General features: G+C 69.7%; 21 protein-coding genes. 9 read left to right on the top strand and 12 right to left on the bottom strand.

Annotation, left to right across the window (positions count from 1 at the left end):
* Window positions 1-68 precede the first annotated feature (68 nt).
* Complete coding sequence (locus tag OG898_RS15805; protein ID WP_266957525.1) at window positions 69-680, top strand: 5-formyltetrahydrofolate cyclo-ligase; 612 nt, start codon at window positions 69-71, stop codon at window positions 678-680.
* Here the strand turns inward: OG898_RS15805 and OG898_RS15800 are convergent.
* Window positions 670-3510: a penicillin acylase family protein gene (locus tag OG898_RS15800; RefSeq protein ID WP_266957523.1), complete on the bottom strand. Its 2841-nt coding sequence runs from the start codon at window positions 3508-3510 to the stop codon at window positions 670-672. The two genes, OG898_RS15805 and OG898_RS15800, sit on opposite strands and share 11 nt — an antisense overlap.
* Window positions 3511-3831: 321 nt before the next feature.
* On the opposite strand from OG898_RS15800, the gene OG898_RS15795 reads away from it, so the two are divergent.
* The 8 genes from OG898_RS15795 (at window position 3832) to mscL (ending at window position 11112) form a co-directional block, all read left to right on the top strand.
* A complete protein-coding gene (locus OG898_RS15795) occupies window positions 3832-5313 on the top strand; it encodes a potassium/proton antiporter (RefSeq protein WP_323184858.1) in 1482 nt (493 codons plus the stop codon).
* A 365-nt stretch (window positions 5314-5678) separates the two neighbouring features.
* On the top strand, window positions 5679-7028 hold the full coding sequence (locus OG898_RS15790) for an MFS transporter (protein WP_250737547.1): 1350 nt from the start codon (window positions 5679-5681) through the stop codon (window positions 7026-7028).
* A 67-nt stretch (window positions 7029-7095) separates the two neighbouring features.
* Window positions 7096-7404: an FmdB family zinc ribbon protein gene (locus tag OG898_RS15785; RefSeq protein WP_266957521.1), complete on the top strand. Its 309-nt coding sequence runs from the start codon at window positions 7096-7098 to the stop codon at window positions 7402-7404.
* Window positions 7405-7493: 89 nt separating this feature from the next.
* Window positions 7494-8327 carry an S-methyl-5'-thioadenosine phosphorylase gene (locus OG898_RS15780; RefSeq protein ID WP_250737550.1) on the top strand — a complete coding sequence of 278 codons (834 nt, stop codon included), beginning with the start codon at window positions 7494-7496 and terminating at the stop codon, window positions 8325-8327.
* A gap of 120 nt (window positions 8328-8447) precedes the next feature.
* Window positions 8448-9005, top strand: a complete 558-nt coding sequence (locus tag OG898_RS15775) for a carboxymuconolactone decarboxylase family protein (RefSeq protein WP_250737551.1) — start codon at window positions 8448-8450, stop codon at window positions 9003-9005.
* 33 nt (window positions 9006-9038) lie between these two features.
* Complete coding sequence (pyrF, locus tag OG898_RS15770) at window positions 9039-9782, top strand: orotidine-5'-phosphate decarboxylase (RefSeq protein ID WP_266957518.1); 744 nt, start codon at window positions 9039-9041, stop codon at window positions 9780-9782.
* A gap of 139 nt (window positions 9783-9921) precedes the next feature.
* Window positions 9922-10488 (top strand): hypothetical protein, encoded by a 567-nt coding sequence (locus OG898_RS15765; protein WP_266957516.1) that lies wholly within the window; start codon window positions 9922-9924, stop codon window positions 10486-10488.
* 120 nt (window positions 10489-10608) lie between these two features.
* Window positions 10609-11112 carry a large conductance mechanosensitive channel protein MscL gene (gene mscL, locus OG898_RS15760; protein ID WP_250737558.1) on the top strand — a complete coding sequence of 168 codons (504 nt, stop codon included), beginning with the start codon at window positions 10609-10611 and terminating at the stop codon, window positions 11110-11112.
* 13 nt (window positions 11113-11125) lie between these two features.
* On the opposite strand, the gene OG898_RS15755 is transcribed toward mscL, so the two are convergent.
* The 11 genes from OG898_RS15755 to OG898_RS15705 form a co-directional block, all read right to left on the bottom strand.
* On the bottom strand, window positions 11126-11341 hold the full coding sequence (locus tag OG898_RS15755; protein ID WP_250737561.1) for a hypothetical protein: 216 nt from the start codon (window positions 11339-11341) through the stop codon (window positions 11126-11128).
* 37 nt (window positions 11342-11378) lie between these two features.
* Window positions 11379-12806 carry a NarK family nitrate/nitrite MFS transporter gene (locus tag OG898_RS15750; RefSeq protein ID WP_250737564.1) on the bottom strand — a complete coding sequence of 476 codons (1428 nt, stop codon included), beginning with the start codon at window positions 12804-12806 and terminating at the stop codon, window positions 11379-11381.
* A 2-nt stretch (window positions 12807-12808) separates the two neighbouring features.
* Window positions 12809-13177, bottom strand: coding sequence for a DUF6755 family protein (locus OG898_RS15745; protein ID WP_250737566.1), 369 nt, complete (start codon window positions 13175-13177; stop codon window positions 12809-12811).
* Window positions 13174-13845: a ubiquinol-cytochrome c reductase iron-sulfur subunit gene (locus OG898_RS15740; RefSeq protein WP_250737568.1), complete on the bottom strand. Its 672-nt coding sequence runs from the start codon at window positions 13843-13845 to the stop codon at window positions 13174-13176. Before OG898_RS15740 ends, OG898_RS15745 begins: the two co-directional genes overlap by 4 nt.
* Window positions 13842-14441 (bottom strand): 4Fe-4S dicluster domain-containing protein, encoded by a 600-nt coding sequence (locus OG898_RS15735; protein WP_243335392.1) that lies wholly within the window; start codon window positions 14439-14441, stop codon window positions 13842-13844. Before OG898_RS15735 ends, OG898_RS15740 begins: the two co-directional genes overlap by 4 nt.
* A gap of 6 nt (window positions 14442-14447) precedes the next feature.
* A complete protein-coding gene (locus OG898_RS15730) occupies window positions 14448-16778 on the bottom strand; it encodes a molybdopterin oxidoreductase family protein (RefSeq protein ID WP_250737570.1) in 2331 nt (776 codons plus the stop codon).
* Window positions 16775-17869 (bottom strand): MFS transporter, encoded by a 1095-nt coding sequence (locus OG898_RS15725; RefSeq protein WP_250737572.1) that lies wholly within the window; start codon window positions 17867-17869, stop codon window positions 16775-16777. The genes OG898_RS15730 and OG898_RS15725 overlap by 4 nt, the downstream gene beginning before the upstream one ends.
* Window positions 17870-17973: 104 nt before the next feature.
* On the bottom strand, window positions 17974-18801 hold the full coding sequence (gene pflA / locus OG898_RS15720; RefSeq protein WP_250737574.1) for a pyruvate formate-lyase-activating protein: 828 nt from the start codon (window positions 18799-18801) through the stop codon (window positions 17974-17976).
* Window positions 18802-18911: 110 nt separating this feature from the next.
* Complete coding sequence (pflB, locus tag OG898_RS15715) at window positions 18912-21182, bottom strand: formate C-acetyltransferase (protein ID WP_250737575.1); 2271 nt, start codon at window positions 21180-21182, stop codon at window positions 18912-18914.
* 240 nt (window positions 21183-21422) lie between these two features.
* A complete protein-coding gene (locus OG898_RS15710) occupies window positions 21423-22751 on the bottom strand; it encodes an anaerobic C4-dicarboxylate transporter family protein (RefSeq protein ID WP_266957511.1) in 1329 nt (442 codons plus the stop codon).
* A 193-nt stretch (window positions 22752-22944) separates the two neighbouring features.
* A complete protein-coding gene (locus OG898_RS15705) occupies window positions 22945-24366 on the bottom strand; it encodes a NarK family nitrate/nitrite MFS transporter (protein WP_250737587.1) in 1422 nt (473 codons plus the stop codon).
* Window positions 24367-24486: the final 120 nt, after the last annotated feature.

The raw sequence follows: 24486 nt of genomic DNA, 5'->3' as shown, positions 1-24486 counted from the left end.
TGTGAGCCACGTGTGCTTCAGATGAACATGATCAGGTATACCCCCATAGAAAGTGATACGAGCCAGCCGTGACAGAGAACCAGCCTTCGAGGGCCAAGACGGACCTGCGCCGGGAACTCCTCGCGGCCCGCCGCGCCTTGTCCGCCGACACCCTGCGCACGACGGCCGACGCCCTCTCCCGCTCCGCCCTGGAACTACCCGAACTCAGCTCCGCCCACACCGTGGCCGCCTACGTCTCCATCGGCTCCGAACCCGGCACCCGCGAGCTGCTCGACGCCCTGCGGGCGGCCGGCACCCGGGTGCTGCTGCCCGTCCTGCTGCCCGACAACGACCTCGACTGGGCGGCGTACGAAGGCCCCGGCAGCCTGGCCGAGGCCGCGCACCCGGGGAAGATGCGGCTCCTGGAGCCCGCCGGTCCCCGGCTCGGCCCGGATGCGGTGACCGGCGCCGACGCCGTCCTGCTGCCCGGACTGGCCGTGGACCGGCGGGGGATGCGGCTCGGGCGGGGCGGAGGCTCGTACGACCGGGTGCTGGAACGGCTGGAGCGCGCCGGGGCGCATCCCGCGCTGGTCGTGCTGCTCTACGACGACGAGGTGGTCGCGCGGGTCCCGGAGGAACCGCACGACCACCCCGTACAGGCGGTGGCCACCCCGTCGGGGGTGCTCCGCTTCAGCTCTTAGAACCTGCCTCGGGCTGGAGGGTCAGGGTGTCGACCGTGGCCTTGTCCACGGCGTCCTTCCCGAAGGCCCAGTCCAGCAGGTCGCCCTTGGCCCACAGCGTCGTCTGATCCGTGTAGTGGTCGTGGTACGCGTGCCCCGAGGCGCCCGTCAGGTTGATCCAGCGGGACTTGTCGAAGTCGGCGAGGTTCACGACCATCCGCATCGACGGCACCCAGGTGACCCCGTACCCGCTGGAGGCGTTCCAGCCGGTCGCGTTGACGGTGGCCTCGCCGCCGCCCAGGTTCCAGGGGCCGCGGTTGAGGAGCCACTGGAGGTAGCCGGGACCCTCGGTGCCGATGGTCTGGTTCTTCAGCATCAGCTGGTGCATGCGGCCCCAGCTCCAGGTCGACTGGTCCTTGCCGAGCTTGGCGGTCAGCTCCCAGCGGGCGTCCTTCATGGCCCGCGCGAACAGCTGGTCGCGGTTGGTGGTCGCGGCCACGGTGCGGCCGACGGCGGGCGACTGCCACCAGGCCGAGTTCTCGTCCTTGACCAGGCGGCGGACCACCTCGAACCAGCGGTCCCCGCCGTCCGGCTGCGCCGAGTCGGAGTCGCGCTCACCGCATTCGCGGACCATCTTGGCGAGGTCGTCGGCCGGGCCGGTGGTCTGCTCGGGGACGTTCATGCAGCTGCCCTCGACCCGCAGCTCCTTGGGCAGCTTGTCGCCGAAGGCCAGCTTGAGGATGTTGCGCCAGACCGCGTTGAAGTACGCGGCGGCCGCCGAGTCCGGCTCCTGCGTGTAGTTCCAGCCGTCCAGCAGCTTCTGCGCGGAGCGGACGTCCGGGTCCGAGACGTCGATCTTGGCCAGCATCGGGGTCAGCAGCGCGGCGATCTCGCTGCTGTTGTCCATCTGCATGGTCCGCATGTCGTCGGTGGAGATCTTCCCGCTGTCCTTGATCTTCGCCTCGATGAGGTCGTTGATCCGCTGACTGCGGGCGCCGTAGCCCCAGTCGGTGGTCAGCACGTACGGGTACTTGCCCTGGCCGCTCTCGGTGACGGCCTGGTTCGCGGTCACGATGAACCCGCGCTCCGGGTTGTACGCCCACGGCATCTCGTCCTGCGGGACGTAGCCGGCGTTGCCGTCCTTGCCGCCCTTCCAGGCGTACTTGGAGTCCCAGCCGGGGGCGGGCATCTTGCCGTCGCCGGTGGTGCGGATCGGGATGCGGCCGGGGGCCTGGTAGCCGATGTTGCCGTTGGGGCCCTTGTTGTCGGCGTAGATCAGGTTCTGCGAGGGGACCTCGAAGTCGCGGGCCGCGATGCGGAAGTCCTGGAAGTTCTTGGCCCGGTTGATCTTGAAGACGGCGTCCATCGACTTGCCCGGGTCCAGCGCGGTCCAGCGCAGGGAGACCCCGTAGCCGTTGCCGCGGTCGGGGGCGGCGCTGTTCACCGGGGCGCGGGCGCCGACCGTGGCGATCTCGTCGCTGCGGTCGGAGATCAGCGGGCCGTTGTTGGTGGACCGGACGGTGATCTTCTTCTCACCGCCGCCGGCGATCTTGATGACCTCTTCGCGGGTGGTGAAGGGGAGCACCTTGTTGTCGTAGACGTAGCCCTCGGGCTTGACCTGCTCCAGGTAGAGGTCGGTGACGTCGGCGCCGAGGTTGGTCATGCCCCAGGCGATGTCGGCGTTGTGGCCGATGACCACGCCCGGCATGCCGGAGAAGGTGTAGCCGGCCACGTCGTACTGGCAGGCGGTCGAGACCGCCCGGCAGTGCAGGCCCATCTGGTACCAGACCGAGGGCAGCTGCGGGGAGAGGTGCGGGTCGTTCGCGAGCAGCGGCTTCCCGGTGGTCGTGTACTTGCCCGCGACGACCCAGGAGTTCGAGCCGATACCGCTGCCGGCCGGGCCGAGGATCGCGGGGATCTCGTCGAGGGTGTCGGCCAGCGCGCCGAGCTGCGTGCGCAGCCCCACGGTGGCGCCCTGGGCGGTGGCGTTGCCGGCCAGCCCGGTCTCACCGACGGTCTGCGTCGAGACCTGGGAGCCGTTGGCGCCGTTCTGGCCGCCGGACACGGGGCTGCCGGAGCCGGGACCGGCCGCGGGGGTGTACTTCCCGCCCTTGACGGTGCCGCCCTCGACGATCGGACGGTTCCGGTCGAAGGGGTACGGCGGGTAGAGGTCGTCGATCTGGGTCTGCGAGAGCTTGCCCGTCATCAGCGCACGGTCGATCTCGTCCTGCATGTTGCCGCGCAGGTCCCAGGCCATCGCCTTGAGCCAGGCCACCGAGTCGACCGGGGTCCACTGCTCGGGCTGGTAGGAGTCGCTGAGCTTGAGGGCGGCGTGCTCGACGGAGAGGTCCTTGCCGGACTTCCCCTTCAGGTACGCGTTGACCCCGTCGGCGTAGGCCTGCAGGTACTTCTTGGTCTCGGCCGACAGCTTGGTGTCGTACTCCTGCTGCGCGACCTGGCGCCAGCCGAGCGTGCGCAGGAAGGCGTCCGTCTCGACCTGTCCGGCGCCGAACATCTCCGAGAGCCGCCCGGAGGTCATGTGGCGGCGTACGTCCATCTCCCAGAACCGGTCCTGCGCGTGCACGAAGCCCTGTGCGCGGAAGAGGTCGTCGTCGGAGTCGGCGTACAGCTGGGGGATTCCGTTGGCGTCGCGCTTGACGTCGACGGTCCCGGTCAGGCCGGGCACCTTGAGGGAGCCGGTGGTCTGCGGGAACGAGGCCCGCACGCTGTCCACGCTCCAGTACGCCCCGTACCCGAGGCCAGCGAAGAGCGCCAGCACCAGGACGAGCACGATCAGACGGGCGCGTCGTCCCTTCTTCTTGACGGAAGGGGCGGTTTCGTTGGCGGGCATCGCTGTCCTTAGAGGGGCAGGGTGGTCCTGGGAGTGCTGGGAGCAACCATAGGCGCAGGACCGGGTGCGTTGATCCGTCAGGGGTCGAGCTCATGACGACAGGTCATGAGGACAGAGCCCCTCAGGCGTTTCACAATGTGGCTATCGAGTAAAGGGCGCGTCAAAGATTAGGTAAGGTAACGAAGTACTTGCCGTCCGTGCCCCTGCCGGAACGATGCGTCAGTCCGACGCGTCTCGTCCCGTCATCGTCAGGCACGTCGAGGAAAGGGCCGCCCGCTGACTGTCCACACGCTGAATGAGCTCCTGCTGGTCTGCTCGCTCGTGCTGCTCGTCGCCGTGGCGGCGGTACGCGTCTCTTCGCGCAGCGGCCTCCCCAGCCTGCTCATTTACCTCGGCATAGGTGTTGCGATAGGCCAGGACGGCATCGGCAACGTCGTGTTCGACAACGCCGAGCTGACCCAGGTGATCGGCTATGCCGCGCTCGTGGTGATCCTCGCCGAGGGTGGTCTGGGCACGAAGTGGAAAGAGATCAAGCCGGCCCTGCCGGCCGCGATCGTGCTGTCGTTGGTCGGCGTCGCCGTCAGCGTGAGCGTGACCGCGGCGGGCGCGCACTACCTCGTCGGACTCGAATGGCGGCAGGCCCTGCTGATCGGCGCGGTCGTCTCCTCGACCGACGCGGCGGCCGTCTTCTCGGTCCTGCGCAAGGTCCCGCTCCCCTCCCGGGTCACGGGTGTGCTGGAGGCCGAGTCCGGCTTCAACGACGCCCCCGTCGTCATCCTGGTCGTGGCCTTCGCGACCGTCGGACCGGTCGACCAGTGGTACGTCCTCATAGGCAAGATCGCCCTGGAGCTGGCGATCGGCGTCGCCATCGGCCTGGCGGTGGGCTTCCTGGGCTCGTACGGGCTGCGGCACGTGGCCCTGCCCGCCTCGGGCCTCTACCCGATCGCGGTGATGGCGATCGCGATCACCGCCTACGCGGCCGGCGCGATGGCGCACGGCTCCGGCTTCCTCGCGGTGTACCTGGCGGCGATGGTGCTCGGGAACGCGAAGCTCCCCCACTGGCCCGCCACCCGGGGATTCGCGGACGGGCTCGGCTGGATCGCCCAGATCGGCATGTTCGTCCTGCTCGGCCTGCTGGTCACCCCGCACGAGCTGGTGCACGACTTCTGGCCGGCGGTGATCATCGGGCTGGTGCTGACGATGGTGGCCCGGCCGCTGGAGGTCTTCGTCTCCCTGCTGCCCTTCCGGCTGCCCTGGCAGGAGCAGGCGCTCATGTCCTGGGCGGGCCTGCGCGGGGCCGTGCCCATCATCCTGGCGACCATCCCCATGGTGTCCGGGATCGAGGGCAGCGAGCGGGTCTTCAACATCGTCTTTATCCTGGTCGTCGTCTACACCCTGGTGCAGGGGCCGACCCTGCCGTGGCTCGCGCGCAAGCTGAAGCTGGGCAACAGCGACGAGACCGCCTCCGACCTCGGGATCGAGTCGGCGCCGCTGGAGAAGCTGCGCGGGCACCTGCTGTCCTTCGCGATCCCGCCCGCCTCGCGGATGCACGGCGTCGAGGTGAGCGAGCTGCGGCTGCCGCCGGGGGCTTCGGTCACGCTGGTCGTACGGGACGCGCGCAGCTTCGTACCGGCGCCGTCGACCGTGCTGCGGCGCGGGGACGAGCTGCTGGTGGTGGCCACGGACCCGGTGCGGGACGCGGCGGAGGCGCGGCTTCGGGCGGTGGCCCGGGGCGGCAAGCTGGCGGGCTGGCTGGGGACGGGCGGGGAAGAGGGCCCCGCGAAGCGCCCCAAGAAGGGTTAGAGCGTCGCTCTAATTCAGTATTTTCGATGGCTCCTGTCCGTATTCACCCCCGTTTGAGTGGGGCTTGAATGCGAAGTTCCAGTTAATCGCAGGTGAAGACACGCCCTGTAGCCCGAATCACAGGGCGTATCGGCCGATCTGCCTGTACGATTAAGGAACAACACATCGAACCAACTCTGCCTGACGCAGAGCTGGCGCGACCGCAAAGCGGCCGTGGCACCCTCCCGCAGTGGGCGCCCAGGTATCACTCGGTTTTGCGCAAGAGGACAGCTCTCGGGGCTCCCACATGTACGGGTGCGATCGCTCACAAGGCGCCGCATCGTCCGCAGACGGGGAGTTCTACCAGGCAGCGGAAAGGCCAGGCCGTGACATCCGCGGTCACGACCGACAAGTCCGCCACGTCCACCCGACCCGGCTACGGGCAGCTCCTGCGCACGCCCGGCGCCCTCGGCTTCGTTCTCCCGGGATTCGCCGCGCGACTCCCCTTCGGCATGCTGACGATCAGCATCCTGCTGCTGGTCCAGCACACCACCGGTTCCTACGGAAGCGCCGGCATCGTCGCCGCCTTCACCGGTATCTCCATGGCCGTGTTCGCCCCGGTCATGGGCAAGCTCATCGACCGCCACGGCCAGAGCGCCGTCCTGGTCCCGGTGGCCCTCGTACACGCCACCGCCGTCAGCTCCCTGGTGGCGTTCGCGCTGCTGGGTGCGCCCGTCTGGGCGCTCGCACTGGCGGCCGTCCCCGCCGGTGCATCCGTCCCGCAGGTCGGACCCATGGTCCGGTCCCGCTGGGCGGCCAAGCTCGAGGGCTCCCCGCTGCTGCCCACCGCCGCCGCGTTCGAGTCCGTCACCGACGAGTTCACCTTCGTCGTCGGCCCGGTGCTCGCCACCGCGCTGTGCACCGGCATCAACCCGGCGGCCGGTCTGGTCACCGAGGCCGCGCTGACCCTGATCGGCGGCCTGCTCTTCGCCGCCCAGCGCGCCACGCAGCCCAAGCCCGTCGCCCGCCCGGCGCACGGCGAGAAGCACGCCCCGGCCCTGTCGTTCCACGGCCTGCGCGTCCTGATCGTCGCCTTCATCGGCATCGGCGCCGTCTTCGGCGGCATGCAGGTCTCGCTCGCCGCCTTCTCCGAGGAGATCGGCAACCCGGGCGCCAACGGTCTGCTCTACGGCGTCTTCGCCGCGGGCAACATGATCGCCGGCATCGCCTGCGGCGCCATCGCCTGGAAGATCGGCCCGCGCCGCCGCCTGATCCTCGGCTACATCGGCCTCACCGCGGCCGCCTCGGTCCTGTGGGCCGCGAACTCGATGATCCTGCTCGGCGCGCTCGGCCTGGTCGTCGGCCTGTGCATCGCCCCCGCGCTGATCACCGGCTACACCATGATCGAGCAGTTGGTCCCGGCCGCCTCGCGGACCGAGGCCTTCACCTGGCTCACCGGAGGCGTCGCCTTCGGGCAGGCCGGTGCCGTGACCCTGGCCGGCCGTCTGACGGACGCGCACGGGTCCTCGTACGGGTTCCTCGTGCCGATGGTGGCCACCGCCCTGGCTCTGGCCATCCTGCTGGCGCTGCGTGCGAAGCTGGCCCCGAAGGCCCCGAGCCGGATCATCAGCTCGTCCAAGCCGGCCGCCCAGACCGCTCAGACCACCTCCGCGGCACCCGCCGCGGGTGTGAACGAGCGTGGTCTGGGTCACCGCGTGCCGGTGACGGTGGACTGATCCGCCGGAATACGTCACCATGGAGCGTCGTTAGCACTCATTGAGTGAGAGTGCCAGGAGGAAATTCGTGCCGACCTACCAGTACCAGTGCACCGAGTGCGGTGAGGGCCTTGAGGCCGTGCAGAAGTTCACCGATGACGCGCTGACCGTGTGCCCGAGCTGTGACGGACGCCTGAAGAAGGTGTTCTCCGCGGTCGGCATCGTCTTCAAGGGATCCGGTTTCTACCGGAACGACAGCCGCGGCGCTTCGTCGAGCAGCACCCCTGCCTCGAAGCCCGCGTCGACGCCGGCCGCCACCCCGGCTGCGTCTTCGTCCTCGGCTTCGTCGTCCTCGACCTCGACCTCCTCGTCGTCGTCGAGCTCGTCGGCCGCCTGACGCGCTCCAAAGCTTCATCCGCTTGGCCCGAGGCCCTGCCGTCCCCATGGGACGGCGGGGCCTTCGGCGTGCCCCGTTAGGGTGGCCGCATGGCGAATGCAGAGATCGGTGTCATCGGCGGATCGGGCTTCTACTCCTTCCTGGAGGACGTCTCCGAGATCCAGGTGGAGACGCCGTACGGACCCCCCAGCGACTCCCTCTACCTCGGCGAGCTCGCCGGCCGGACCGTGGCCTTCCTGCCCCGGCACGGCCGCAGCCACACCGTGCCCCCGAACAAGATCAACTACCGGGCCAACCTGTGGGCGCTGCGCTCCGTGGGCGTCCGCCAGGTGCTGGGCCCCTGCGCGGTCGGCGGCCTGCGCCCCGAGTACGGCCCGGGCACGCTGCTCGTTCCCGACCAGCTGGTCGACCGTACGAAGTCCCGCGCCCAGACCTTCTTCGACGGGGAGCCGCTCCCGGACGGCTCGGTCCCCAACGTCGTGCACACCACCTTCGCCGACCCGTACTGCCCGGTGGGCCGCTCGGTGGCGCTGGCCGCGGCCCGCGGGCGGGACTGGGAGCCGGTGGACGGCGGCACCATGGTCGTCATCGAGGGGCCCCGCTTCTCGACCCGCGCCGAATCGCAGTGGCACGCCGCGGCCGGCTGGTCGGTGGTCGGCATGACGGGCCACCCCGAGGCGATCCTCGCGCGCGAGCTGGGGCTCTGCTACACCTCGATGGCGCTGGTCACGGACCTGGACGCGGGCGCCGAGACGGGCGACGGGGTCTCCCACACCGAGGTCCTCAAGGTCTTCGGCGAGAACGTCGGACGGCTGCGCGAGGTCCTCTTCGACGCGGTGGCCGCCCTGCCCCCCACGGAGTCCCGCGACTGCCTGTGCACCCACGCGCACGACGGCTGGGACCTGGGCATCGAGCTGCCGTAGCCGGGGCTGCCGCAGAAAAAGTTTCGGGGCGGTGTCACGTTTCGCGGGGCCCGCTGGTCTCAGTTGGTGAAGGCCGGGCGAAAGGCGCCCGGCCGGACCCGGCCCCAGGAGGCACCCGCCATGGCACGCATCTCGCTCACCCCGCCCCGCACCCTCCTCAACCGCTTCGGCGCCTGGTACTCGCGCCGCGCCTACGGCAAGGTCCTCGAACCGGGTCTGGCCTACGGGCACAACGGGCGCGTGCTGTTCACCTACGTCCGCCTCGAACAGCAGGCGGCGAAGTGGAACGCCCTCGACGGCGGCCTGAAGCACCTCGCGGTGATGGCCGCCGCCGCCCGCATGAACTGCTCGTGGTGCATGGACTTCGGGTACTGGGAGGGCCAGGAGAAGGGGATCGCCCCCGAGAAGGCCGAGAACGTGCCGGTGTGGCGCGAGGCCAGGGAGGCGTTCACCGAGCTGGAACTGCTCGTCATGGAGTACGCCGAGGCCATGACCGAGACCGAGCCGGCCGTCACGGACGAACTCGCCGCCGCCCTGATCGCGCGCCTCGGCGAGGCCGCCTTCGTCGAACTCACCGCCATGGTCGCGCTGGAGAACATGCGCTCGCGCGTCAACAGCGCCTTCGGCCTGACCAGCCAGGGCTTCAAGGAGTCCTGCGAGATCCCCGCCAAGCGCTGAGCCCGACAAGTGCTGAGCCCGATCATGGGGGCCATGGACAGCGGACAGGTGATCGTCGCCCTCGACTTCGACGACCGGCGGGCCGCCGAGGCCCTCGTGGCACGCCTCGGGGGCGCCTGCGGCTTCTACAAGGTGGGCCTCGAGCTCCTGACCACCGCCGGGCCGGACCTCGTGCGCGGGCTCGTCGACCAGGGCCACGAGGTCTTCCTCGACCTGAAGCTCTTCGAGATCCCGAACTCCGTGGCCGGCGCCGTCCGCGCTGCGGGAGCACTCGGCGCGTCCATGGTGACCGTGCACTCCATGGGCGGTACGGGCATCATGACGGCCGCCGTGGATGCCGCCCGGGAGTTCCCCGGGCTACGGGTGCTCGCGCTGACGGTGGTCACGAGCATGACCGGGAGCGACCTCGCCGACATCGGGATCGACGCGGGCACCGACGAGCAGGTGCTGCGGCTGGCCCGGCTGGCGGCGGAGGCCGGATGCGACGGGGTCGTCGGATCGCCCCGGGAGGCCGGCCCGCTGCGGAAGCTGCTGGGGCCGGACCGGCTGATCGTCACGCCGGGGGTGACGCTGCCGGGGGTGACGCTGCCGGGCGGAGAGGCGGGCGCCGGGACGGGTGCGCAGGCGGGTGTGCAGACCGGCGGGCACGCCCGCTCCGACACCCCGTGGGCCGCCTTCGCCGCCGGGGCCTCGCACGTCGTGGTGGGGCGGTCGGTCACCCGGGCGGCGGATCCGGTGGCGGCACTGCGGCGGATCGGGGCCGGGCGGCCCTTGTAACTCCTGCGGGTGAGGGAGATATCCACAAGCTGGGGACGGTCCACAGGTCCGAGCGGGATCCGGCGGGGCGGCGGATCGTGTGGGGTGTCCGGGCGCTGGGTCCGGGCATCGGATCTCGTTCCGTCTGGTGGTGGCCCTCATGACCGCTCACTCCCGCGTCCCTTCCTTCTCCTCGCCCCACGTCCACACCCCCGTACGCACCTCTCCCCTCCCCCGCTCCTCCCCTTCCGCGACGTGTCCTCCGGCGCGCTCCGTTCCCCTCTTCGCCCCGCTCCGCGTGGGGCGGGCCGGGGACCGGCTGCGCAGGGCGGTGCGGCGCCGGCGGCGCGGGGCCGCGGCCGGGCTGGCCGTCGTGGCGGCCGTGCTGGCCGTGGGCGGCACCGAGGCGCGTGCCTCGCGGGGCTCCCCACCGCCCGCGGCGCAGCCCCCTCCGGCCGCGGTGCGGCTGGTGTCTGCGCCGGTGCGCATCGCGGACGCGGCGACCGTACGGCTGCTGCGGCCCGGGGACCGGGTGGACGTGGTCGCGGCGGAGCTCGGCGGGCCGCCCCGGGTGGTGGCGGCGGGGGCCAGGGTCACCGAAGTGCCCGCTCCGGAGCAGGGCGTTGGGGACGGCGGGGCGCTGGTGGTGCTGTCCGTTCCCCGGGACACCGCGCGGGCTCTCGTGGGAGCGGGGACCGTGTCCCGGCTGGCGGTGACGTTGTGTTGAATCGCACGAACGTGCGGTCAAGTCACCGTGAGGTGGGGGTCGATTGGACACCCCGGGCCCAAACTGCCGTAGCTTTCGGAACCGTTGGCTCCATGTTCGGCAGATGCGAAGAAAGGCTCAGTGGTGAGCGAGAAGAAGAAGGAGAGCATCCTGGCAGGCTTCAAGGCCTTCCTGATGCGCGGCAACGTGGTCGACCTGGCGGTCGCCGTGGTCATCGGTGCCGCGTTCACGAACATCGTGAACTCCGTCGTGAAGGGCCTGATCAGCCCGGTGATCGGCCTCGTCGGCACGCAGAGTCTGGACGCCTACAAGAGCTGCATCAAGGACCCCTGCGGGATCGGCGCGGACGGCAAGCCGACGGGCGTGGAGCTCCTCTGGGGCTCGGTGCTCAACGCTGCGCTGACCTTCCTGATCACCGCCGCGGTCGTCTACTTCCTCATGGTCCTGCCGATGGCGAAGTACCTCGCCAAGGTGGAGCAGCGCCGCAAGGCGAAGGAAGGCGTCCAGGAGACCATGGAGATCACCGAGCTGGTGGTCCTCAAGGAGATCCGCGACGAGCTGATCGCCCAGCGCGGCGCGGGTGGCGGGAACGTCCACTCCGACGCTCCGAGCCCCCGGCTCTAGGCGGGCCCTGCGATCAGACGTGGTGCGGAGGCTTCTCGTCGAGGAAGCGGGCCAGGTCGGCCGCGCTTCCGCCGGCGGGCGGCCGCTCGCCCCAGCCCCGGTCGGTATCGTCCGAGGACTGCTGGTCCAGCGGGTCCCCGAAGTCCAGCCGCGGCTTCGGCCGGGCCTTCGGCCGGGATTCCGGGTCGGTCTTCGGTGCGTGCGGGTCGGTGGCGGGGGCGTCGCTCATGCCTCCAGGGTACGGCCGCCCCCGCCGCCGGCCCCGCTCAGCTGGGAGCCTCGGCGCCCTTGCGGGCGTAGAACCACCAGCACACCACCAGGCACGTGGCATAGAAGCCGATGAAGATCCACAGTGCGTTGGTGACGGCCATGGCCGCGAACATCGCGGGGATGAAGAAGAAGCCGTAGGCCGCGATGGCCGAGGAGAAGCCGGTGACGGCACCCGACTCCATCTCCGACTGCTTGAGCGCCGCGGCCTGCGCCTCGGGGCCCTTGCCCTCGGCCTGCTTCATGTGGTGGTCCCGGAAGATCACCGGGATCTGCCGGAAGGTCGAGCCGTTGCCCAGGCCGGAGAAGGCGAAGGCCACCAGGAAGCCGATGTAGAAGGGCCAGAAGTCGCCCTCCTGGCCACCGGACGGCAGCGCGAAGATCACCACGACGAGGGCCGCCGCCATGCCGATGAAGGACAGGATGGTGACCCTGGCTCCGCCGATCTTGTCCGAGAGCCAGCCGCCGCCCCAGCGCGTGAGGGCCCCGATGAACGGGCCGATCCAGGCGTAGGTGGTGGCTTGGTAGCCCTGCCCCTCGAAGTTGTTCTTGATCAGCAGCGGCAGGGCGGCCGCGAAGCCGATGAAGGACCCGAAGGTCCCGACGTAGAGCCAGGTCATCAGCCAGTTGTGCTTGCGCTTGAAGATGATCTTCTGCTGGCTGAAGGGGGCCGCGGCCACCTTGAGGTCGTTCATCAGGAACCAGGCGGCGAGCGCCATGATGACCAGCAACGGCACCCACAGGAAGGCGCCGTTCTGCAGCCAGACGTCGGTGTTCTTCTTCGCGTCGTGCTGGGGTCCGCCGGCCGGGGCGCCCAGGACGGCCGCGGTGACGACCAGCGGGGCGACCAGCTGGACCACGCTCACGCCGAGGTTGCCGAGGCCGCCGTTGAGGCCGTTGGCGCTGCCCTTCTCCCGCTTGGGGAAGAAGAAGCCGATGTTCGCCATCGAGGAGGCGAAGTTCGCGCCGCCGATGCCGCACACGGCCGCGATCAGGGCCAGCTCCCAGTACGGCGTACCGGTGTCCTGGAGCGCGAAGCCCAGCCACAGCATCGGCGCGATCAGGATGATCGTGCTGAAGGCGGTGAACTTCCGCTCGCCGAACATCGGCCCGATGAAGGTGTAGAGGATCCGGAAGGTGCCGCCGGTGATGCCGGGGATGGCGGTCAGCCAGAACAGCTGCGACTTCGAGAAGCCGAAGCCGACGTCGTTCAGCCGGACCACGGTCACCGACCAGACCTGCCAGACCACGAAGCCGAGCATCAGGGCCGGGATCGAGACCCAGAGGTTGCGCTGGGCGACCCGGTGGCCTTTGGACTGCCAGAAGCCCTCGTCCTCCGGCCGCCAGTCGGCGATGGTGGCCCCGGGCTTGTAGCTCTCCGCACGGTGGCTGCGCGGTGCCGACGGAGTCGGCGTGGGTATCGACATGGTCATCGGTCCTTCGGGTCGAGGAGCCACAGTCCGATCACGACGAGGAAGGACAGGATCAGGAATCCCGCTCCCCACCAGGCCGTGCCGGTGTTTCCCTTCATCCACTCGTTGACGGTCACGGTGAGTGCCCAGAGCTGCCCGATCACGACCGTGAGGGCCAGGGCGAGGCGCGCGTTGAGCCGTGAGGAGCGTTCGGGCTCCTGCTCGGTGCCGGCTCCCGGGCCGGGGCCCGTGCTCCGGATCCGGGGGTCCCCGTACCCGCTGGTGGAGCGGATCTGCGGGTACCTCTCCTGCACCGGGCGGTTGAGCCTCGGCTGGGCACTGCCCGGGTGGTACTCCGGGCGGGGCGGCAGCGGTGTCTCGCTCATGTCGGCCTCCTCTCGCTGGAGCCGGCCCTGGCCGAGCCGGGGCAGCCCAGACGGGCGGACTCCACGGGGTGGGAGTCGCCGAACTGCCGGCAGAGCGCGTCCTTGGCCGGCTCGCCCGACCGGGCGGTGGCGACGGCCCATACGCTGCCGTCGGCCTGCTCGGTCAGGTAGATCCTCGGCAGCGGGCGCGGCGGCGGACCGGCCGTCACCTCGCCGGTGCGGGCGTCGAAGACACCCTCGTGGCAGGGGCAGTACAGCTCCCCGTCGGGGCCGCGGTCCTTGCGCCACAGCACGCCGCAGGCCAGGTGGGTGCAGACGGCGGAGTAGCCCACGAGGGAGCCGTCCCCGAGGCGCACCGCCAGGGCCCGGTCGTCCTCGCCGGGGAACCGGAAGGCCACGGACTCTCCGGGTGCCAGCCGGTCGGCGACCTTCTTCGGGTCGGGCAGGCCCTCGTTGTCGCCGTGCCGGTGCAGGATGCCGGCGGCGACGCCGACACCGCCGATGGCCAGGCCTCCGGAGACGGTGGCGACGATCCGCAGGTAGTCCCGGCGGGTGGTGAGGGAGTCGGCACTGATCCGGTCGCGCAGCTGCTCGATCGCCGCGTCGGCGGCCGCTCCGCCGTCGGGAGCCGGACCTGGGTGCGGAGGGGGCTGCTCGGTGACGCTCATCGCACGTCCCTTCCGTTGATCTCGACGACGGGGAGGCCGCCGGGGACGGGCCACTGGACCTTGTCGGCGGGGACGACCATGGCCACACCGGTCTGGACGACGACGTCGCCGAAGACGAAGGAGTCGGCCACCTGGACGCCGGGGCGCTCCGCCTGGAGCTCTTCGAGGGTTCCGTAGAAGAGGGCCCCGGTCGGGCAGACGGTCGCGCACATCGGGGCGAGGCCGTAGGCGGTGCGGTCGTAGCAGAGGTTGCACTTCATCTGCAGCTTCGCCTGGAGGTCGATCTTCGGGATGCCGAAGGGGCAGGCGTTGACGCAGTTGGAGCAGCCGATGCAGCGGGTGGTGTCGGCTTGCTGGACCACCCCGTCGGCGGTCACCAGGATCGCGTCGGCGGGACAGACCTCGGCGCAGGGTGCGACCGGGTCCTCGCAGTGCATGCAGACGCTGGGGAGGGAGGCGACGGACATGCCGGGTTCGGTGTAGTCCAGGTGGATCATCGATTTGCCGCGGTGCGAATCGCACTCACGGCAGGCCGATACGCACGCCTGGCAGCCGATGCAGCGACCCGGGTCGATGAAGATCGTGCGGCCCATCATGGCGGGTCAGCTCCTCTCCGCCGTGCCACGGCCCTGCGGGGACGTGGGGGGCAGGGGGTCGGTGCGGGAGACCTGGGCCTCCGGATAGGCCTCGCGGCCCGGCGGGGTGGGCGGCGCGGGCACCTCGTCGACCCGCTCGGCGGCCTCGATCCGGGCGGCGCAGACCTTGTACTCGGGGATCTTCGAGCGGGGGTCGAGGGCGTCGATGGTCAGGGCGTTCGCGGCCGTCGGGACGGGCCAGTGGTACGGGATGAAGACGGTGTCGGGGCGGATCGCCTCGGTGACCAGGGCCGGGAACACCTCGCTGCCGCGCCGGGTGACGACCCGGACCGGTTCGCCGTTGCGGAAGCCGTGCGAGGGGTGGACCTCCACCCAGGGGCGGGGGGTCTGCTCGACGAGGGCGCCGAGGCGGCGGGTCTGGTTGCCGGAGAGGAAGTGCGCGACGGTGCGGCCGGTGGTGAGGGAGAGGGGGTACTCCTCGGTGTAGGCGTCCATGGGCGGATGCCATTCCACGACCTGCATGTGGATCTTGCCGTCGGGGTGGTAGGTCCGGCCGTCCTCGAACAGCCGGGGGGTGCCCGGGTGCTCGGTGGAGGGGCAGGGCCAGACGATCCCGCCGGTCTCGTCGAGGCGGTCGTAGGTGATGCCGTAGTAGTCGTTGACCGTCCCGGCGGAGGCGACGCGCAGCTCCTCGAACACCTCGCGGGAGCCGGGGAAGTCGAAGTGCTTCCCGGCGCCGAGCCGCCGGGCGAGTTCGCAGATGACCCAGGTGTCGGTGCGCACTCCGGCGGGGGGCTCCTGGGCCTTGTTGTGCTTGACCACGCGGGCCTCGGCGTTGGCCATCACGCCCTCGTCCTCGGCCCAGGTGGTGACGGGGAAGACCACGTGGGCGTTGGCCGCGGTCTCGGAGAGGAAGAAGTCGAACTGCGCGTGGAACTCGGCGGTGTCGTAGCCGTCCTTGACCACCGCGTAGTTGGGGAGGGAGACGAAGGGGTTGTTGCAGATGCCGATGAGGCCGCGGATCTCCCCCCGCTGCATCTGCCAGACCATCTCCATCATGGAGGTGCCGGCGCCGGGGAGTTCGGACTCCTCGATGCCCCAGATCTGGCAGATCTGCTTGCGGTGCTCCGGGTTGGTGATGGAGCGGCCGCCGGGCAGCAGGTCGGACTTCTGGCCGTGCTCGCGGCCGCCCTGGCCGTTGCCCTGGCCGGTGATGGTGCCGTAGCCGGCGCCGGGCTTGCCGATGTGGCCGGTGGCCACGCACAGGTTGATGACGGACAGGCAGTTCTCGACGCCCTGGGAGTGGTGCTCGATGCCTCGGGCGTGCCAGGCCATGGCCTTGTCCGCGCCGGCGAAGACGCGTGCCACCTGGACGATCTGCGAGGCCGGTACCCCGCAGATCTCCGCGGACCGGGACGGCGGGTACTCGGCGACGGTCTTCTTGACCTCTTCCCAGCCGGTGGTGTTCGCGGCGATGTAGGCCTCGTCGGTGAGGCCTTCGGCGATGACCACGTTCAGGACGGCGTTGAAGAAGGCCGAGTCGGTGCCGGGCTTGAGCGCGACGTGGATGTCGGCGGTGCGGGCGATGGCCGTCTCGCGCGGGTCGATCACGATCAGCGAGGCGCCGCGGTCCCGCGCACCCCACAGGTACTGGGTCATCACGGGGAAGCACTCCCCCACGTTCGACCCGGCGATGAGCAGGCAGTCCGTGAGGAGGATGTCGGAGAAGGGGTTGCCGGCCCGGTCGATGCCGAAGGCGAGCTTGTTGGCTCCGGCGGCGCTGACCATGCACAGGCGGCCGTTGTAGTCGACGTGCTTGGTCTTCAGCGCGACCCGGGCGAACTTGCCGACCAGGTAGGTCTTCTCGGAGAACAGGCTGGCCCCGCCGAGCAGCCCGAAGGCGTCGTTGCCGTGGGCCTCCTGGATGCGCCGGATCTCGGAGACGGTGAAGTCCAGGGCCTCGTCCCAGGAGCACTCCTTGAACTCCTCGTCCCGGGAGCGCCGCATCAGCGGGGCGGTCAGCCGGTCCGGGTGGTTCACCTGCTGGTAGGCGTTGATGCCCTTGGGGCACAGCCGCATCCGGTTGATGTCGTGGTTGCGGGGCTCGACGCCGAAGACCTTGCCGCCCTTGTCCACGCGCAGGTACATCCCGCACTGCACCCCGCAGAAGCAGCAGTGGGTGGGGACGAGGGTCTCGCCGTTCTGGTCGGCGTGCCACTGGTCGGCGGGGATGCCTCCGGCGTCGCGGAAGTTGCGGGTGCCGGGCGGCGCGATGGAGGGGTCGATGGAGACGCGTACGGGCCGGGACGCGGCCTTGGCGGGGTCGGTCGCGGTCACTTGAAACCCTTCTTGACCTGGGTCAGGTAGGCGTTGCCGCGCAGGACCCGCTTGCAGCGCGGGCAGTATTCGACGAAGGCGTTGAAGTCGAGGTTGAGGTCCTGCATGGTGCCCCGCAGGTTCTCGACGTACGGGGTGGTGTCGATGGGCTCCTCGCAGCGCTTGCAGAGGAAGACCTGCTCGTCCTGGCGGGCCGTGTACTTGAAGAGCTGCATGCCGACGGCGGCCGGGCGCTGGACGATGTGGAAGAACTTCCCGAACGGGATGTAGATGAGGGTGAACACCACCGACACCATGTGCAGGATCGCGAGGAACTCGTATCCGCCGCCGTGCAGGAAGATCGAGGAGAAGGTCAGCAGCAGACCGGTCACGGAGATGACGATCAGGCAGATCAGCGGCAGCAGGTCGTAGGCGAAGCGCTGGCCGGTCATGGCACCGCGGTCCTTCATCCGCCGGTACAGGAAGTACGAGGCTCCGGGGATGACGAGGACGGCGGCGATGTCCAGGCCGTGGAACATCAGCCAGCCCAGGATGTTCAGGGAGTTGAATCCGAGGACCTTGATGCCCCAGATCCGCATCTCGTACCCGGGGCCCGTCGCGCTGTCGCCGGTGAAGGTGAACCAGCCCCAGGTGAGCGGGAAGGTGATCGCCGCGGCGAGCAGGCAGCCCCAGAACATCAGCTGGTGGGCGATCCAGCGGGGGCGCGAGCGGGCGCCGAGGAACTTCTGGAAGCCGAGGTAGGTGGCGATCATCTTCGGCACGGCGGTGGGCGCCTTGCGGAAGTTCTCTGCCGAGAAGAAGCTGCCGAAGCCCTTTTTGAACAGGCGGCGCGCGCCGGGGGCCGAGACCCACACGGTGTACCGGTAGGCCACGCCGAAGGCCAGGAAGACGGTGGCGACGGCGTAGGGAAGCAGGGCCGAGTCGAAGTCCCGCAGCAGCCTGCTGCCGAGCACGATCGCGACGATGAGCAGGAGCGAGACGACGGTGCCGGCCAGGGTGGCCCGTGCGGTGACGGACCGCCCGGCCGGCGGCGGGGTCTCGGGCACCGGTGGGGGCGGCGCGGCGTCGATGACATCTGAGGGCTCGGACACAGCACCACGCTAGGTGGTCTGTACCGTTTTGGCCCGTTATACGGAGCTTACCGGTGCGCCGTTCGGGTGAGGGCTCGGGCGGGCCCGCGCGCGGGTTTCCGCCCTCAGACCGCGTTCAGTCCCTGCGCGGCGAATATCGCCTTCGCCTCGGCTACCTGTCCCGCGGTCGGCGACGGCGTGTCGTGGAGGGTGAACTTCATGTCGAGCGCCTCCCACTTGCTCTCGCCGAGCTTGTGGAAGGGCAGTACGTCGACCCGCGAGATGTTGCCGAGGGTCCCGGCGAAGGCGGCGACGCCCTCGATGTTCTCCCGGGCGTCGGTCAGTCCCGGCACCAGCACGAACCGCAGGTGCACCTCCTTGCCGAGGTCGGCGAGGCGGCGGGCGAAGTCGAGGGTGGGCTCCAGCGGGCGGCCGGTCACCTTCTTGTACGTCTCACGGTCCCAGGACTTGATGTCGAGCAGGACCAGGTCCACGTCGCGCAGGAGCGCGTCGGTGGCGCGGGTCCCGAGGAAGCCGGAGGTGTCCAGCGCGGTGTGCAGTCCGAGGTCGTTCTTCATCCGGTGCAGCAGTTCGCCGGCGAAGACGGGCTGGAGCAGCGGTTCGCCGCCGGAGATGGTGGCGCCGCCCCCGGAGGCGGCGATGAACTTGGTGTACTTGCGGGCCTCGGCGATGACGTCGTCGGCCGAGGTGCGCTTGCCGTTGCGCATCCGCATGGTGTCGGGGTTGTGGCAGTACAGGCAGGTCAGCGGGCAGCCGGACAGGAAGGTCACGAACCGGGTCCCGGGGCCGTCGACCCCGGTGGACAGGTCCCAGGAGTGCACCGTGCCCTCGCTCGGCCGCTGGGTCGCCGCGGCGGCGGGCGTCTGGCCGGCGCTCACGCTGATCGCGTTGGCGTGGCCGACGGGGAGGCTCGTACCGAAGAGGACGGTCATGGCAGGTGCTCCAGCTTCCAGATTCCGTGGGCTGATCTGGTGACGCGCGGTCCCGGGGCCGGGTGACGGCCGGCCCCGGGCCGCGCGTGCTCGTGGGTCTCTCTAAAGGATCAGAGAGAGCCGTGGAAGGTGCGGTTCAGCACGTCGAGCTGCTGAGCGCGCGTGAGGCGGACGAAGTTCACCGCGTATCCGCTGACGCGGATGGTGAGCTGCGGGTAGTTCTCCGGGTGCTCCATGGCGTCCATGAGCGTGTCGCGGTTGAGCACGTTCACGTTCATGTGGAAGCCGTCGACCGCCATGTAGCCGTCGAGGACGCCCGCCAGGTTCTTGATCCGCTCCTCGGGGGTGCGGCCCAGGCCGTCGGGGGTGACGGTGTTGGTCAGCGAGATGCCGTCCTCGGCGTCCTCGTACGGGAGCTTCGCGACCGACAGCGCCGAGGTGACGTAGCCGTGGGTGTCGCGGCCGTTCATCGGGTTGGCGCCCGGGGAGAAGGGCTCGCCGGCGCGGCGTCCGTCCGGCGTGTTGCCGGTCTTCTTGCCGTAGACCACGTTCGAGGTGATGGTCAGCACCGACTGGGTGTGCTCGGCTCCGCGGTACGTCGGGTGCTTGCGGATCTTCTTCATGAACTCCTCGACCAGCCAGACGGCGATCGAGTCGACGCGGTCGTCGTTGTTGCCGTAGGCCGGGTAGTCGCCCTCGATGGTGTAGTCGGTGGCGAGGCCGGTCTCGTCGCGCACGGCGGTGACCTTGGCGTACTTGATGGCGGCCAGCGAGTCGGCGGCGACCGAGAGGCCGGCGATGCCGCAGGCCATGGTGCGGCGCACGTCGCGGTCGTGGAGCGCCATCTCGATGCGCTCGTAGGCGTACTTGTCGTGCATGTAGTGGATGACGTTCAGGGCGTGGACGTAGGTGTCGGCGAGCCACTCCATCTGCTCGTCGAACTTGGCCATGACCTGGTCGTAGTCCAGCACCTCGGAGGTGAGGGCGCCGGTGGACGGGCCGACCTGGGCTCCGGACTTCTCGTCGCGGCCGCCGTTGATCGCGTAGAGCAGGGTCTTGGCGAGGTTCACGCGGGCGCCGAAGAACTGCATCTGCTTGCCGACCGGCATGGCCGAGACGCAGCAGGCGATGGCGGTGTCGTCGCCGAAGCGCGGGCGCATCAGCTCGTCGGACTCGTACTGCACCGAGGAGGTGTCGATCGAGACCCGGGCGCAGAACTCCTTGAAGCCCTGCGGGAGCTGGGGCGACCAGAAGACGGTCATGTTCGGCTCGGGGGCCGGGCCGAGGTTGTAGAGGGTGTGGAGGTAGCGGAACGAGGTCTTGGTGACCAGCGGACGGCCGTCCTCGCCCATGCCGGCGATCGACTCGGTGACCCAGGTGGGGTCGCCGGAGAAGAGCTCGTCGTACTCCGGGGTGCGCAGGAAGCGGACGATGCGGAGCTTGATGATGAAGTCGTCGACCAGCTCCTGGGCCTGCTCCTCGGTGAGGATGCCGGCCTCGATGTCGCGCTGGAGGTAGACGTCGATGAAGGTGGAGGTGCGGCCGAGCGACATGGCCGCGCCGTTCTGCTCCTTCACGGCGGCCAGGTACGCGAAGTACAGCCACTGGATGGCCTCGCGGCCGGTGGTGGCCGGGCCGGAGATGTCGCACCCGTAGGAGGCGGCCATCGCCTTGAGCTCGGCGAGGGCGCGGATCTGCTCGGAGAGCTCCTCGCGCAGGCGGATCGTCTCCTCCAGCGAGCGGTTGCCCGCGGGGAGGGAGTTGATCTCCTCCTTCTCCTCCTTCTTGACGGCGATGAGGCGGTCGACACCGTAGAGCGACACGCGGCGGTAGTCGCCGATGATGCGGCCGCGGCCGTACGCGTCCGGCAGGCCGGTCACGATGCCGGCCTTGCGGGCGGCGCGGATGTCGGGGGTGTACGCGTCGAAGACACCGGCGTTGTGGGTCTTGCGGTACTCCGTGAAGACCTTCTCCAGGTCGTCGGAGACCGGGTAGCCGTAGGTCTCCAGGGCGCCCGCGACCATGCGCCAGCCGCCGTAGGGCATGATCGCGCGCTTGAGCGGGGCGTCCGTCTGGAGGCCGACGATCAGGTCCTTGTCGCGGTCGATGTAACCGGGGGCGTGCGCGGTGATCGACGACGGGATGTCGTACGCGACGTCGTAGACGCCCTTCTCGCGCTCCTCCGGGAACTTGTCCGTGATCGCCTTCCACACGGCGGTGGTGCGCTCGGTGGGGCCGGCGAGGAAGGTGTCGTCACCCTCGTACGGCGTGTAGTTCTGCTGGATGAAGTCGCGGACGTCGATGGCGTCGCGCCACAGACCGCCCTTGAAGCCGTTCCAGGCCTCGCCGTTCTTCGTGGTTTCCGCAGGGGTGGCAGTCATCGCCCGCACCTTCCGAGTCGCCTCATTGCTTGTATCCATTGCACGCCTTTTGATCGATCATTTGGCGCCGCGTTGGTCCCTAGCTGGGGCCCGAAAGTCCCCTGATCCCCGACCCCAAGGGTCTCCCATCCCGCCTGACCTGGCACTTTGAGCAGGTCAAAGGTCCCTCGTGCGCTTGTGAAAACTTTCACAAGATTCTGTGAGAGGTCTGCCGGAGCAGCCCGAAAGGGGCTGGACCGGTCAGACAATCTGAACCAGAGCGAAGCCTGTGGATACCGCGACGCACGTGGTGATCAGGCCGGGCAGCATGAAGGAGTGGTTGACGACGAAGCGGCCGACGCGGGTGGTGCCGGTCCTGTCGAAGTTGATCGCCGCGATGAAGGTGCCGTAGGTGGGGAGCAGGAAATAGCCGTTCACGGCGGGCCACATCGCGATGAGGAGGGGGGCCGGGATACCGAGGGCGAGCCCGAGGGGCATCAGCGCCTTGGTGGTCGTGGCCTGGCTGAACAGCAGCGCGGAGAGGAGCAACAGCATGATCGTGAAGAACCACGGGTGGTCCTGTGCGACCCCGCCGAGCGCACCGGTGATCCGGGTCTCGTTGGCGCCGATGAAGGACAGCCCCAGCCACGACAGCCCGAAGACCCCGATGACGGCGACGAGCCCGGACTTGGCCACGTCCGTGCCGGGTATCCGCTTGGCGTCGACCTTGCACAGCAGCAGGATCAGCGCGGCCACGGCCATCATCAGGATCTCGATGGTGGCGGGCATCGAGAGCGGCCCCTCGGCCGTCTCGGGGCGCAGGGCCGGGAAGAGTCCGCTGAGGACGACGGCGACGGTCCCGCCGAGGAAGAGGTACGCGGACCAGCGCGCCCGCGGCCGCAGCGGCGGGGCGGCTTCGGCCGGGGCCGGAGCCTCGATCTCACCGGCGGCCAGCCGGCGCAGGTACTCGGCGTCCTGCCCGAGCTCCTTGCCGATCCGGGACTGCACGGTGGCCGCGACGAGCACGCCGAGCAGCGTGGACGGCACGGCGACGGCCATGATCCGGGGCAGGTTCCAGCCGTCCCCGTCGAACATCACGATCATGGCGGCCATGGCCGCGGAGACGGGCGAGGCGGTGATACCGAAGGTGGCCGCGATGGAGGCGACCGCGATGGGCCGCTCCGGCCGGACGCCGCCTTCGCGGGCCACGTCGTGGATCACGGGGAGCAGGGGGTAGAAGACGTGGGCGGTGCCGGCGCCCAGGGTGAAGGCCCAGGACACGAGGGGAGCCACGTAGACCACCCGGCTGGGCTTGCGGCGGATCGCCCTCTCGGCCAGTCCGACGAGGTAGTCGATGCCGCCGGCCGCCTCCATCGCGGCGGCGGCCATGATCACCGCGAGGATGATCAGCATGACGTCGACGATGCCGGAGGTGTCGGCGGGGGTGACCCCGAAGAACGTCGCGAGCACGAAGACCCCGACGGCTCCCCAGAGCCCCATGGCCACCCCGCCCTTGCGGGACCCGAGAGCGATGGCCGCCACCATGACGGCCAACTGCAGGAACATGCCGAGCACTGCGTGGCCTTTCAAGTCTGTACAGCCGATCCAGTCGCACTTGGCGAGCGGGCATCAGCCCGAATTCAGCCCCTCCCGGGGGCCCCTCCCAGCGGCAGCTGGGGGAGTTTGAGGAGCGGGGTCCGGGGCGGAGCCCCAGGAAGCCCGGGCGCCGGGCGCCGCTCGCGCAGCGACCCCGCACCCGGGCCGACCAGCCGGGGGCTCCCGGTTAGCTGGGCGCCTCCGCGCCCTTGCGGGCGTAGAACCACCAGGCCACGACGACACAGCTGGCGTAGAAGCCGACGAAGCCCCACATCGCGCTGGTCACGGCGAAGTTGGCGAACATCGCCGGGATGAAGAAGAAGCCGTAGGCGGCGATGGCCGCGGTGAATCCGGTCACCGCGCCCGACTCGATCTCGGCCTGCTTGAGCGCCTTCGCGTACTGCGGGGTGCCCTCCGTCAGGCCCGCGAGGTGCTGGCCGCGGAAGATGACCGGGATCTGACGGAAGGTCGAGCCGTTGCCGATGCCCGAGAAGAAGAACGCCGACAGGAAGCAGAAGAAGAACCCGTAGAAGGAGCCGGTGTCGGAGCCGGCCGGCAGGAAGGTGATCACGCCGATGATCGACGCGCCCATGCCCACGAAGGACAGGATCGTCACCCGTGCGCCGCCGAACTTGTCGGCGATCCAGCCGCCGGCCCAGCGGGCCAGCGCGCCGAGCGCCGGGCCCATCCAGGCGTAGGTGGCCACGGAGTACGCCGGGAAGGTCGTCTTGATGAGCAGCGGGAGCGCCGCCGCGAAACCGATGAAGGAGCCGAAGGTGCCGACGTAGAGCCAGGTCATCAGCCAGTTGTGCTTGCGCTTGAAGATGATCTTCTGCTGGCTGAAGGGGGTGGAGGCCACCTTCAGGTCGTTCTGGCCGAACCAGGCGACGGCCGCGAGGACGATCAGGACCGGCACCCAGACGAACGCGGCGTTCTGGAGGTAGATCTCCGAGCCGTCCGACTTCTTCTGGCCCGAGCCGATCGCCAGGACCGAGGTGGTGATCAGGATCGGGGTGAGCAGCTGGACCACGGAGACGCCCAGGTTGCCCAGGCCGCCGTTGATTCCGGTCGCGTTGCCCTTCTCCTGCTTCGGGTAGAAGAAGCCGATGTTGGCCAGGGAGGAGGAGAAGTTGGCGCCGCCGATGCCGCAGAGCGCGGCGATGGCGACCAGCGTGGTGTAGGAGGTGGTGGGGTCCTGCACCGCGAAGCCCAGCCACAGCAGCGGCACGATCAGCACGACGGTGGAGACCGCGGTGAAGCGGCGCTGGCCGATCATCGGGCCGATGAAGGTGTACAGGATGCGGGCGGTGCCGCCCGTGATGCCGGGAACGGCGGTCAGCCAGAACAGCTGGGACTGGGAGAAGCCGAAGCCCACGTCCTTGAGGTTGGTCGCCGTGATGCTCCAGACCTGCCAGACCACGAAGGCCACCAGCAGGGCCGGTACCGCGATCCACAGGTTGCGGGTGGCGACCTTCTTGCCCGTGGTCTGCCAGAAGGACGGGTCCTCCGGCGTCCACTCCGTGATCGTGCGACCGGGGCGGTACTGCGCCGGATCGGGCGCCTGCACTCGGGCGGTCGCCGCGCGCGCGTCCTGCTTGGCGGAACTCATGACATGTCCTGAAGGTTTGGAGGGGTCTGAAGGTTGAAGGGGTCTGAAGGTTTAAAGGGGTCTGAACGTTCGGAGGGGTTGAGAAAAATGAAGCTGAATGCCCTGACCTTCTTAGGGTCC

Source organism: Streptomyces sp. NBC_00193, assembly GCF_026342735.1.
In the GTDB taxonomy this organism is placed as follows: domain Bacteria; phylum Actinomycetota; class Actinomycetes; order Streptomycetales; family Streptomycetaceae; genus Streptomyces; species Streptomyces stoeckheimensis.
This window is presented reverse-complemented; position numbering and strand designations above follow the sequence as displayed.

What these genes read in the sequence shown, in the direction of transcription:
- OG898_RS15800 (WP_266957523.1), bottom strand. Translation starts at nt 3,510, where the DNA reads ATGCCCGCCAACGAAACCGCCCCTTCCGTCAAGAAGAAGGGACGACGC.
- OG898_RS15780 (WP_250737550.1), top strand. Translation starts at nt 7,494, where the DNA reads ATGGCGAATGCAGAGATCGGTGTCATCGGCGGATCGGGCTTCTACTCC.
- OG898_RS15775 (WP_250737551.1), top strand. Translation starts at nt 8,448, where the DNA reads ATGGCACGCATCTCGCTCACCCCGCCCCGCACCCTCCTCAACCGCTTC.
- pyrF (WP_266957518.1), top strand. Translation starts at nt 9,039, where the DNA reads ATGGACAGCGGACAGGTGATCGTCGCCCTCGACTTCGACGACCGGCGG.
- OG898_RS15765 (WP_266957516.1), top strand. Translation starts at nt 9,922, where the DNA reads ATGACCGCTCACTCCCGCGTCCCTTCCTTCTCCTCGCCCCACGTCCAC.
- OG898_RS15755 (WP_250737561.1), bottom strand. Translation starts at nt 11,341, where the DNA reads ATGAGCGACGCCCCCGCCACCGACCCGCACGCACCGAAGACCGACCCG.
- OG898_RS15750 (WP_250737564.1), bottom strand. Translation starts at nt 12,806, where the DNA reads ATGTCGATACCCACGCCGACTCCGTCGGCACCGCGCAGCCACCGTGCG.
- OG898_RS15745 (WP_250737566.1), bottom strand. Translation starts at nt 13,177, where the DNA reads ATGAGCGAGACACCGCTGCCGCCCCGCCCGGAGTACCACCCGGGCAGT.
- OG898_RS15740 (WP_250737568.1), bottom strand. Translation starts at nt 13,845, where the DNA reads ATGAGCGTCACCGAGCAGCCCCCTCCGCACCCAGGTCCGGCTCCCGAC.
- OG898_RS15735 (WP_243335392.1), bottom strand. Translation starts at nt 14,441, where the DNA reads ATGATGGGCCGCACGATCTTCATCGACCCGGGTCGCTGCATCGGCTGC.
- pflA (WP_250737574.1), bottom strand. Translation starts at nt 18,801, where the DNA reads ATGACCGTCCTCTTCGGTACGAGCCTCCCCGTCGGCCACGCCAACGCG.
- pflB (WP_250737575.1), bottom strand. Translation starts at nt 21,182, where the DNA reads ATGACTGCCACCCCTGCGGAAACCACGAAGAACGGCGAGGCCTGGAAC.
- OG898_RS15705 (WP_250737587.1), bottom strand. Translation starts at nt 24,366, where the DNA reads ATGAGTTCCGCCAAGCAGGACGCGCGCGCGGCGACCGCCCGAGTGCAG.